This window comes from Bacillus salacetis (genome assembly GCF_003581585.1).
GTDB classification, from domain to species: Bacteria; Bacillota; Bacilli; order Bacillales; family Bacillaceae_B; genus Rossellomorea; species Rossellomorea salacetis.
In genome coordinates this window covers 78,894-88,897 of sequence record NZ_QXIR01000019.1, presented here as the reverse complement: position 1 = coordinate 88,897, position 10,004 = coordinate 78,894, and the positions used below count along the sequence as shown (strand labels likewise).

Genomic DNA, 10,004 nt, shown 5'->3' with positions numbered 1-10,004 from the left:
ATACGTCCTACCCCGACTACCTAAAGAATAACCTATAAAAAATAGGTCAACCAGAAAAATAATAAATCTGGTTGACCTTATAATACGATTGGGCGGGTTAATTGAAGACCAAATTATTATGATTATATCCTGAAAATTTATAATTGAATTAGGGATAACCGTATACTTAGGTGATATAAAAATATAAGGTAGTATATAATTATTCGCTTTATTTATTGACTGGAGACGCAAGAATAACAACAATAATTCCCATTTACTAAACAATCCAAACTCCAAGCCAGGAGACTTAAGGCCGGACCTTTGAATTTATTTTTCGGGTTTGAGGATAATCTCTTCCTCTTCGTCACCGAATTGGATGGTAACTATCAATTGGTTGGGATGGCTAATGGTATTGGAACGGAAACCACCTTCAGAGAAAAAGCCTCGACCGTTTAAACGCTTGTTTTCACCAGCAATCATAAACATGGGACTATCAACCTTGTAATTAAAATGTTTGAATTGCAGGTTATTTCCTTGATAATAAAAAGAAACCGAACGTTCCTGCCTATCTTTTTCATCTTCCAATAAAACTTCAGCCGTCCAGTATTCCCCTTCACCAGTGTAGTTTTGATACTTCTCTACTACACCTTCGCAAGCGCCTAATAGCGTAAATAGAACGACATATAATCCTATCAGAACCCATTTTTTCATGTTGATTTCCTCCTAATACCTACAGGATACCATATCGTATTCTATCTTTCGCCCCGACTTGTTATTTTCTTAACATATACGTAAAAAAAAAAGCAGCCACGCGATTGCCCTGTTGGTCAATCATTCTCGATAATCTTTTCTGCCATTTCTTTTGTCGGCAGAAGGGAGGTTTCATCAAAATGTTTCTTTTTCTCTTTTACTTCCAAATTGTAAATACATCCAATTCCGAGTTCTTATGAAATGATGGGAGAGAACAGATATACAAATGGCGGTGAGTAAGTTCATCTTCATTTATAGAGGGCATTTGCAGAACAAGCAGCCTCCCTCTGTTTAAGTAAAGGCCAGCATTAATTGAATAAACTAAAACTATGATGGATGATCATTCGTCTAATTACTAAAGCGTTAATCAATAAGAACAACTGAATAATAGAATTTTATAAGGAGGAGTGAGGGTATTGAAAAAGTTCTCTTGGTTAAGCTACTGGTCTTTAACATTTAGCGTTTTACCAATACCATTTTTCTTTGCAATGCTTTATGGACTAATAAGGATTAACGTCTATTTAGGTTTATCTCTTATCGCCTTGTCCATCATATTATCTTTGGTTTTTGGGATTATGGCTTTCGTTAAAAAAACAGAAAAAAATATACTTGCTGGAATTGCCATTTATATTGCGCTATTCAGTGCGGGAGTTGTGGTCATGATTATAATGCTGGGACAAATGGGTAATCCGCCAAATACAACATCGTCCTGAAAATAAGCTGGCAACCAGCCGCCTTCCATCTTTTTGGATCAACAAAAATACTCCTCATCAATTGCGAGGCAATGAAAGGCTTAGACATAAAGGATTTCGTAGGAACAGTCCTTCTCTGGTCTAATGTAATTGAGGTTCTTGAATATGATGGAGACTATAGTAGTACCTGAAGTTCTTTACCAAACGGGAGGCGGTTGAGGAAAAAAAGCCGGCTCTTATCAGTTATCTCAGCATCACCAAGGAGATTAAGGTATGAATAGAAACCTATTTGGATTTGCTTTTGCTGGTTTAACAGAATTAAACGGTCGACAAGGAAGTTGAAATTTACTCGCATTACTAGTAATTACGCTACTTCTTGCTGTTTCAGCAAAAGTGGACGTTAAGAGTGCTAACTATAGCTGCCATAGGTCTGTTATTCAAATTTTCATTCGTTATGGTATTAATTGCACAAAGAACAATAGACAAACTAGCTGGATGATTTTGCACTTCAATAGAGTTCTCTTTAGTTTAATGGGTTGGATTTTCAATAATAAAGTGGCGTTTGTCTAAAAAGGGTCACCGCTTTCTTGGTGAAGTTGTAGGAACAGAACAGGTCAATGGCAGATTCTGAAACATTCAGGAGTAGATATTCGTCAAATTATTATAGAGATATCATCCAAGCATAGATAACACTTCATTTTTGAGTTAAGTTGTAAAATCAATTGAAGGAGATGGATAAGGGTGCTTCGAAAGTTAATGTCGCTGATTGTATCGTTGATGCTGTTAGCTGCTTGCAGCAATTCCAAAGAGGTCATATTTTCTGGGGAATCAGATAATTGGGAAGCTGAACTGAAAATTACTCAGAACAGCGAAACGTTTGAAAAAGAAAATTTTTTACTCAAGTACAAGGGAGAAGACATTGATTCCGTTGGAGATATCGCTTATGACGTCGATAGTATAAGCGGTGGATTTGGCAGAGAAGGAGAACCGTTAAAGAAAAATGGTTCAATCAGGGATGATAGAGAATCCAGGGCTACTGATTCAAAAATCCCAGAAGATGCAGAGATTGAAGTGACAGTAAAATGGAACGACAATACAGAAACATTCACTTTAACTCGATAATAAGGATGAATAATACAATCCCCAAAAGAAATTTGGTTCCCTTCTATTACGTGAATATATATAAATGGTAAAGTTCTTGCAGGTCTAACGGGCTTTTTGTCGAAATTTAGAAATAAGAAATTAAATAAAAATGGAGGAATGTACGATGGCAGAGGTTTTGTTGTTTCATCATGTATTAGGCAGAACAAAGGGGATTGAAGCATTCGCCGATCAGCTGAAAGAAGCGGGTCATATTGTGCATGTGCCGGATTTGTTTGATGGCCGCACTTTCTCTTCCTTGGAGGAAGGCTTGGGATTTGTGAAGGAAATTGGATTCGAAGAAGTGACAGCGCGGGGCGTTCAGGCAGCCAGCGAGCTTTCCGAGGATATCGTCTATGCTGGGTTTTCATTAGGTGTACCGGCAGCACAAAAGCTCGCTCAAACTCGCGAAGGCGCGAGAGGTGCCCTGTTTTTTCATGCATGTCTCCCTGCATCGGCGTTCGGTTCTAAGTGGCCGGATGGCTTGCCTGTCCAGATTCATGCTATGAGTGGAGATCCATTTTTCGTAGAGGATGGCGACATCAATGCGGCCCGTGAGCTTATGGATTCAACCAATCATGCTGAACTTTTTCTATACGAAGGCAAGGAACATCTCTTTACGGACAGTAGTTTACCGTCTTACGATGCTGACGCAACGGAACTTGTCATCAAGCGTGTCCTCGAATTTCTCGAGTGATAGTTAATTTTTATACATAAACAGACAGTATCCACATGCTGGATTAGTAAAGTAATAGGTTGAAACGTTGTATTCAATCAACATGTGCTTTATCGGATAAATGGAAAAAGCTGAAGACCGTAATTCCGTCTTCAGCTTTTCCTATTCAAACATCGGGACAGCTCTTTTCATTTAGGAAGGCTACTTTCGTAAACTTTGTTGCTATCCAATTTGAATTTCAACTAATATCGAGGTGAATCGCCGTAAAAACCCTGGTAAGCAGGTAATAAAAGAGCGGCTCTTTCTTTTTCGAAAGTAAAACCTTGGAATTCAGGTGAAACTTGATATTTTCCCATAAAAACAATATATGCGAAAACGGTCTTTAAGAAGAAGGAGGAGAGAAATTGACAAGAAAGAAAATGATTATTGCTGCTTTATCAATAGCCTGCATACTATTTCTAACTTATAAAGCCATTGGCAGCCAGAATTATTCCTATTTAACGGGTATGGTTTGCATAGTCGTTATCTTTTTTTTCAAGAAGAGAGAGTTAAATAGGGTTAATGAACAAGATGATAATGGACCCGTTGATTGAACAGAAGCGGACCATTGTTTAAGTAAGGGTGAAAATTAGTGCGAGCAGGGGAGGGTTCTGTAGAGATTTTCACAAAAACTTCGAAGGAGGGAAATTCAATGAATGAAGGAATATATGAATTCATCAATGAGGCAGAGCTAAAAAAGTATGCAGAGCTGGCTGTGAGGGCTGGTGTAAATCTCCAAAAAAATCAATTACTGATTATTCATAGTGATATACAAAATGCTCCTTTCGCTCGTCTGATCCAAATAACAGCCTATAAGGCAGGGGCTGCAAATGTTTTTATCGATTGGACAGATGAGCAGTCTGACAAAGAATTTTACTTGAATGCAGCAGATCGTGTCATTGATCACATTCCTGATTGGCGGGCTGCCCGCATGAAGGAGTGGGACGATGCAGGTGCTGCTTACATCCATATCATTTCTGAGAACTTGGATGTCTTTAATGAGGTATCAAGCGAAAGGATAAGCCGTTACCAGAAAGCTTCTCGGACCAAATTGAGTGATCATCATGCGAAAATCAGATCACACAAGATACGCTGGTGCCTTTTGACTGTCCCGTACGCAGCATGGGCAGCTAAGGTATTTCCAAACCAAAGCAAGGAAGAAGCATTGCAATCATTATGGAAATTAATCTTAAAAGGATCACGGGCGGATGGGGGAAACCCTATAGAAGATTGGGAGGTTCACAATAGAACCTTTGAGTCCCGGAAAAAATTCCTGAACGACAGTCAATTTAAAGCCCTGCATTTTACAAATAGCCGTGGAACGGATTTATTCGTCGGTCTGCCTGAAAATCACCGCTATGTCGGTGGGGGTGTCACAGATAAAGATGGGATACCTTTCTTTCCGAACATTCCTACGGAAGAGATTTTCACTGCTCCGCATAAAAATAAAGTGAATGGCAAGTTGACTGGCACTAAACCTCTTATCTATGGGGGAAGTGTCATCGATGATTTTTATCTGATATTCAAAAATGGACGGATTATCGATTTCTATGCCGCAAAGGGACAGGACGCGTTACAAAATCTCATCGATACAGACGAAGGTTCCCGTTATCTGGGTGAAATTGCCCTGGTCCCCCAAAGATCTCCGCTTGCACAGGCAGATACTCTTTTCTACAATACTTTGTTTGATGAAAATAAGGCCTGTCATATAGGAATCGGAAATGCATCTCCTTCCAATATCGAGAATGGCAGTGAACAAACAGATGAAGAGTTGAAGGAAGCAGGTTTGAACGCTTCACTTTTGTTGGTCAATGTGACCTTTGGCAGCAAAGATTTGAACGTAGTGGGCATTCAAGAAGGTGGAACGGAAGTCCTGCTAATGAAGGATGGGGACTTTCAATTCTAAATCGGCAGAACTTTTGCAGCAATGAAAATAGTAGTTGTGATGGCCCGACTTATAGTCATTCCAAAAGTCTTGATTATATGGCTGCATTTCATTCCAGTGTGGAAGATGATAGGTCTAAGGAAATGTCTACAGCAGGTCAGGCGGAAGCACATCTGCCTTTACTCAAGTAACGGAGAGCTGAATAAGCGAAACTATTTTCAATAAATATCCGTCTAACTAATACATTAGATTGATGGGTGCGAATGAGGGGGAGTGAAATGAAGGATAAGCTAAGAAAATCGCGAACAGACAGGTCAATAAGCGGTGTGTGTGGGGGGATAGCGGAATATTTAGGTGTTTCCTCGTTTGGCGTAAGGCTTCTGTTTCTTTTTCTACCCGCGAATATAATAATCTATTTAATTCTCGCCAACACAATTCCGGATAGTCCTCCTTCATTATAATGTGTCATTCGTGCGATTCAGCAGAATAATTCATTAGTTCATTCTACTGAGGGAAGGGAGGGCAGGAAAAATCCCAACAAAAATACCTTTTTAGGATATGAATCTATATGAATTAGGTTCTAACAATCAAAAAGTCGAATTCACCCTTTTTAATAGTAGGATTGTAAAGTAAGAGAATAAAGGTATGGCGGAAATGTTCAAGCAATACTAATACATTTAATGAGGTGGGCTTTATTTGATACAAGCTGTGTTCTTTGATCTGTATGAAACACTGATAACAGAATGGGAGGATAATAAGAAAAAGGCAGCCTACTCTGTGGAAGAATTAGGCCTTGATTTTGAAATCTATAAGAAAGAGTGGACAGCACGCCGGGAAATGAGAATGGACGGCACTTTTTCTACCCATCAAAGCGTCCTGGAGGATATACTCAGCTCACAAGGAATAACAGCAGATGAAACAGTGATTAAGGAAATACATACACGAAGAGTACAATCAAAGTTAGCTCCTTTCAAAGATATAGACGATGAAATAGTAATCGTCTTAAAGCAATTGAGAATGTTAAACATCAAAGTCGGTCTTATCAGCAACTGTGCTCCTGAAGAAGTCCATGGATGGAGAACTTCCAGGTTAGCCGATCTTTTTGATGATGTGGTCTTTTCCTATCGTGCAGGCTGCGCCAAGCCCAGTCCGGAAATCTATCATACTGCCTGTGATAATTTGGGTGTTCATCCCTCTGAGTCTCTTTTTGTTGGGGATGGAGGATCAGATGAATTATGGGGAGCGTCAAAAGTTGGCATGAAGGCCTATCAGGCAGCTTGGTATCATAATGCGGATATTGCTGGCTTTCCCAAATTAAAAAGACCTGAAGAGATTTTGGAGATAGTCAGAAGCTCTGCAATAAGCATGAATAAACAATGAATTTTGTTTAAGAATGATTGTTTAATATTGAATACAGGAGGAATGAGAGTGGATTTAGAAGCTCTATTTGAAGAGATAAAAACATACTTACAGCAGAAATACCATTGTCATACCATCATTTTATATGGTTCTTACAACACAGGTGACTTTACTGAAGAAAGTGATCTGGATATCATTTGTTTCGCAGATGATAGTGAGGACCGAAATGATGTCGAGTTGTTCAAAGGAAAACAGCTAGATGTCTGGGTTTATAGCACTGAACTGATGATGAAACCCGATCAATTTTTGCGGGTAAACAGGGGTAAAGTTTTACTGGATGATAAAGGCATGGCTGAAAGGTTCTTATCAAAAATAAATGCAATATTTAATGAAGGGCCTAAGCAGCTTTCTGAAGAAGAAAAGGACTTTTTAAAGAGCTGGCTAAGAAAGATGCATCTCCGGTCTGGTAAAAACGATATGGAAGGTAATTACAGGTTTCATTGGATGCTTAAAGACAGCCTGGAAATTTACTTTGAACTCAACGGCCAGTGGTTTCCAGGTCCTAAAAAAGCGTTCAGCTGGCTCCGGGAAAACGATCCTTCAGCCTTTGCCCTGTTTGAAAATGTTTTGCAAAAAGACTCCCATGCGAAGGATGTTGAACAATTACTAGAATTTTTGTATGAAATTTAGTGGTTGTTTACAACATCTTTCTTAGAGCCAAATAAGGGACAATCGGAAAACCCGGTGGCTTCTGAAGAAATTGCCATGATAGATATCCCTGATGTATTAGACAATTGACCCTGGTAATGAAGAAGGTTTTACAACCTGGGAGTGAAAAATATTGAACCGTTTAGTAGAAAAGCAAAAAGAAGTACCAATGCCTCGATATAAACCTGATCATTCAGAAGTTGAAAAACTTTGCAAAGAGTATCAGGTTGGAGAATTATTAACGATTGATGGAGAATTAGGCGGATTATTCAATGTCAATCTCAAAATAACGACGTCCTCGGGTCAATATGTCCTGAGAATCCATTCTGGATTAAGCCTTGAAGAGCACCTGCATGCAGAGAAAATCTTGTTAAAAAAGCTGAGGGGTAACGGGGTTCCTGCACTCACCCCTTTAGATACTAAAGAAGGGTGTTACTATACCAAACTCCATAATCGAATCGTTCAACTCACCCCATTTGTTGAATCGGCCCCTTTTCGTTTTTCAAGCGAACAAGTTTACCAATGCGGGCAAGTCCTAAGAAATTTTCATGATGTTTTAAAGATTGAAAAAGCCATTCCTGTTCCTCTCTGGTCAAATTATCCTTCTGAAAGTGTCTTGAAAGAAGGAATGGAAATATTTACAGATCAGCAGCAGAAAATACATGATGATTTTCTAATAAAAGAAGCAAAGAAGCTCTATCAATCTGTTATGGCACAGTGGCTGCCGAAAGAAGCTTCTTTACCAAAAGTTGTTATCCATGGAGATTGGCATCCATGGAACCTGTTGTTCAATGAAGGAAACGAGATTAATAATATCCTTGATTTCGATTTTCTTCAAAGAGGAGAACGGATTCATGATATTGCGTATTTCCTTTGGGCCATTCGTAAGACCGAGGGTTATGAAGAGTCAGCAAAGCACTTTTTGAAAGGTTATGGTTCATTAACAGGTATTGAAGTTGAGATGTTACCTGTGGCAATGGCACGTGCCAGCTTATTCTTTATATGCACCGCTTCTTTTGTATCAAATCCTGTCCTGGAATTGCAAGTACAGCTAAAGGATCAAAAACCTTTTATTGAATGGGTATTATCCCAAGAGGGAAAAGCGTGTGTTAGACGTTGGCCAATGCTGAGGTAGGAGACACGAGAGGAAGATAAGCCTTAGCTCTCCTCGTTTTCAGTCTTTTTGAAGGGTAAGTTATAGGATTATGGAGATAGTGTTGTATTGTTATAAAATACTGGCGTGGAACACCCGGCTATAAGCCGGAATCCCTTCTATAATAGGGTAAAGGGCGTTAAGCATACAATGATTCCAGTCAGGGGAATTTTTACAGACAAAATATGTGAATTCATTCACATTGAGGAGAGGTCAAATGAGATACTTAATTACGCTCACTCCAGCGGAAAACTAGAGAGAGAATGTCCATTTTCATAACCAGCTTTTTATGCCGGAACATGCAGTTTATGTGCAGAAGGAATTTAACAGGGGAAACATTATTTTGGCTGGCCCATATGAAGATTTAACTGGAGGAGCCATCGTGATTGATGCAGAAAGTAAAGAAGAGGTCCTTCATTTCATTGAAAATGATCCGACGATAATTAATAAGATCTTTACTTACGAGTTAAAGAGGTGGGGCGAAGGAATGAGCAAGTTTGAAAATATTAATCCTGATTTCGGCCAGGAGTATCTGGATGTCAAGCATCAAAGACAAAGGGAATTGGGGATCATTTAAACCGAAATTGGGAGCGGAGGATAATGATGAGTACATATGTTTATATGGTGAGGCACGGAGATTCACCGAAGGATGGAAATGAAAGAACCAGAGGGCTGACCGAAAAGGGGATCAGGGATGCTCAGGTGGTAACGGATCTATTGAAGGATGCAGAAATTGATGAGGTGATTTCCAGTCCTTATCTCCGGTCGATTTTGACGGTGGAAGAAACAGCACGTCATATCGGCAAGGATGTCGTCATTCAGGAAAATTTGAAAGAAAGGGTGTTCTCTTCAGAAGGGCAGCGTGTGCCTGACCAGGACTTAATGCCGCTGTTGGAGAAATCATTTAAGAATTTTGATTATGGACTGAATGGTGGAGAATCCAATGCCGACTGTCAAAAACGGGCGGTGACCGTCCTGGTGAATCTTTTAAAATCCTACAAGAATCGAAACATCGTCATTGGTTCGCACGGAGCTGTCATGACCTTGATGATGGGATATTTCGACCCCGCATTTGATCTTAATTTTCTGCATAGCACAACGAAGCCCGATATTTATCGGATGAAATTTAGAGATATGGAGCTGTTGGAAGTGACAAGAGTCTGGAAAATGAAAGAGTAGTTCATTATTTAATTAAAGAGGATTCCTTTCCTTATCCTGCTTGCGGTTCGTGTGACTTTTTCCCAATATTTTTTTACAGGTTGCAAATTAAGCATTTTGACGACTTGAGAAGATGTTTTAAAAGCTGCTGACTGAATTTCTGGCCACTTGGAAACGAAACTTAATGAATGGTGTTTCCGTCTAACTACTGTTGTAATGCTACTCGGTTACCGAAAGGAAGATATAGATGAAAGCAAGATTTAAACCGCACTTAATGAAAGCAATGGGAATCTCCGTAATCATCACGGTTTTTGCTTATTTTGCTATGGAGAGTCCAAAGCCGAACACAGTTGTTTATCTGTTGTTCGTAGCCATCTTCTCATTCATCAGCACTTACTTGATCTCCTTGAGCAGTGAAAAGGCGTATCAAAAATATGTGAAAGATACTCGCGGGCAATAGGGTGA

13 protein-coding genes are annotated in these 10,004 nt (G+C 39.4%); 12 read left to right on the top strand and 1 reads right to left on the bottom strand.

What is annotated here, in order from left to right; all coding sequences use genetic code 11:
• Window positions 1–306 precede the first annotated feature (306 nt).
• Window positions 307–690: a hypothetical protein gene (locus D3H55_RS14440; RefSeq protein ID WP_119547823.1), complete on the bottom strand. Its 384-nt coding sequence runs from the start codon at window positions 688–690 to the stop codon at window positions 307–309.
• A 455-nt stretch (window positions 691–1,145) separates the two neighbouring features.
• Here D3H55_RS14440 and D3H55_RS14435 point away from each other — a divergent pair, with 455 nt between their 5' ends.
• The 12 genes from D3H55_RS14435 (at window position 1,146) to D3H55_RS14375 (ending at window position 9,999) form a co-directional block, all read left to right on the top strand.
• On the top strand, window positions 1,146–1,442 hold the full coding sequence (locus D3H55_RS14435; RefSeq protein WP_119547821.1) for a hypothetical protein: 297 nt from the start codon (window positions 1,146–1,148) through the stop codon (window positions 1,440–1,442).
• A gap of 720 nt (window positions 1,443–2,162) precedes the next feature.
• On the top strand, window positions 2,163–2,543 hold the full coding sequence (locus D3H55_RS14425) for a hypothetical protein (RefSeq protein WP_136035713.1): 381 nt from the start codon (window positions 2,163–2,165) through the stop codon (window positions 2,541–2,543).
• 145 nt (window positions 2,544–2,688) lie between these two features.
• Entirely contained in the window at window positions 2,689–3,258 is a 570-nt protein-coding gene (locus D3H55_RS14420; protein WP_119547817.1) for a dienelactone hydrolase family protein, read from the top strand.
• Window positions 3,259–3,641: 383 nt separating this feature from the next.
• Window positions 3,642–3,830, top strand: a complete 189-nt coding sequence (locus D3H55_RS14415) for a hypothetical protein (RefSeq protein ID WP_119547815.1) — start codon at window positions 3,642–3,644, stop codon at window positions 3,828–3,830.
• Between the two features lie 98 nt (window positions 3,831–3,928).
• Window positions 3,929–5,182: an aminopeptidase gene (locus D3H55_RS14410; RefSeq protein WP_119547812.1), complete on the top strand. Its 1,254-nt coding sequence runs from the start codon at window positions 3,929–3,931 to the stop codon at window positions 5,180–5,182.
• Between the two features lie 242 nt (window positions 5,183–5,424).
• The gene (locus tag D3H55_RS14405; protein ID WP_338067946.1) at window positions 5,425–5,622 is read left to right on the top strand and encodes a PspC domain-containing protein; all 198 of its coding nucleotides are present in this window, start codon (window positions 5,425–5,427) and stop codon (window positions 5,620–5,622) included.
• A 235-nt stretch (window positions 5,623–5,857) separates the two neighbouring features.
• The gene (locus D3H55_RS14400) at window positions 5,858–6,541 is read left to right on the top strand and encodes an HAD family hydrolase (protein WP_119547808.1); all 684 of its coding nucleotides are present in this window, start codon (window positions 5,858–5,860) and stop codon (window positions 6,539–6,541) included.
• Between the two features lie 48 nt (window positions 6,542–6,589).
• Entirely contained in the window at window positions 6,590–7,210 is a 621-nt protein-coding gene (locus D3H55_RS14395) for a nucleotidyltransferase domain-containing protein (RefSeq protein ID WP_205685488.1), read from the top strand.
• 151 nt (window positions 7,211–7,361) lie between these two features.
• A complete protein-coding gene (locus D3H55_RS14390) occupies window positions 7,362–8,363 on the top strand; it encodes a phosphotransferase (protein ID WP_119547804.1) in 1,002 nt (333 codons plus the stop codon).
• Window positions 8,364–8,670: 307 nt separating this feature from the next.
• On the top strand, window positions 8,671–8,958 hold the full coding sequence (locus tag D3H55_RS14385; protein ID WP_240628589.1) for a YciI family protein: 288 nt from the start codon (window positions 8,671–8,673) through the stop codon (window positions 8,956–8,958).
• 26 nt (window positions 8,959–8,984) lie between these two features.
• The gene (locus D3H55_RS14380; protein WP_119547802.1) at window positions 8,985–9,560 is read left to right on the top strand and encodes a histidine phosphatase family protein; all 576 of its coding nucleotides are present in this window, start codon (window positions 8,985–8,987) and stop codon (window positions 9,558–9,560) included.
• Between the two features lie 226 nt (window positions 9,561–9,786).
• Window positions 9,787–9,999: a choline transporter-like family protein gene (locus D3H55_RS14375; protein ID WP_240628588.1), complete on the top strand. Its 213-nt coding sequence runs from the start codon at window positions 9,787–9,789 to the stop codon at window positions 9,997–9,999.
• Window positions 10,000–10,004: the final 5 nt, after the last annotated feature.

Bases quoted from the DNA above. Each gene is read 5' to 3' on its own strand.
- D3H55_RS14440 (WP_119547823.1), bottom strand. From the start codon at position 690: ATGAAAAAATGGGTTCTGATAGGATTATATGTCGTTCTATTTACGCTA.
- D3H55_RS14405 (WP_338067946.1), top strand. From the start codon at position 5,425: ATGAGGGGGAGTGAAATGAAGGATAAGCTAAGAAAATCGCGAACAGAC.
- D3H55_RS14380 (WP_119547802.1), top strand. From the start codon at position 8,985: ATGAGTACATATGTTTATATGGTGAGGCACGGAGATTCACCGAAGGAT.
- D3H55_RS14375 (WP_240628588.1), top strand. From the start codon at position 9,787: ATGAAAGCAAGATTTAAACCGCACTTAATGAAAGCAATGGGAATCTCC.
- D3H55_RS14410 (WP_119547812.1), top strand. From the start codon at position 3,929: ATGAATGAAGGAATATATGAATTCATCAATGAGGCAGAGCTAAAAAAG.
- D3H55_RS14420 (WP_119547817.1), top strand. From the start codon at position 2,689: ATGGCAGAGGTTTTGTTGTTTCATCATGTATTAGGCAGAACAAAGGGG.
- D3H55_RS14385 (WP_240628589.1), top strand. From the start codon at position 8,671: ATGCCGGAACATGCAGTTTATGTGCAGAAGGAATTTAACAGGGGAAAC.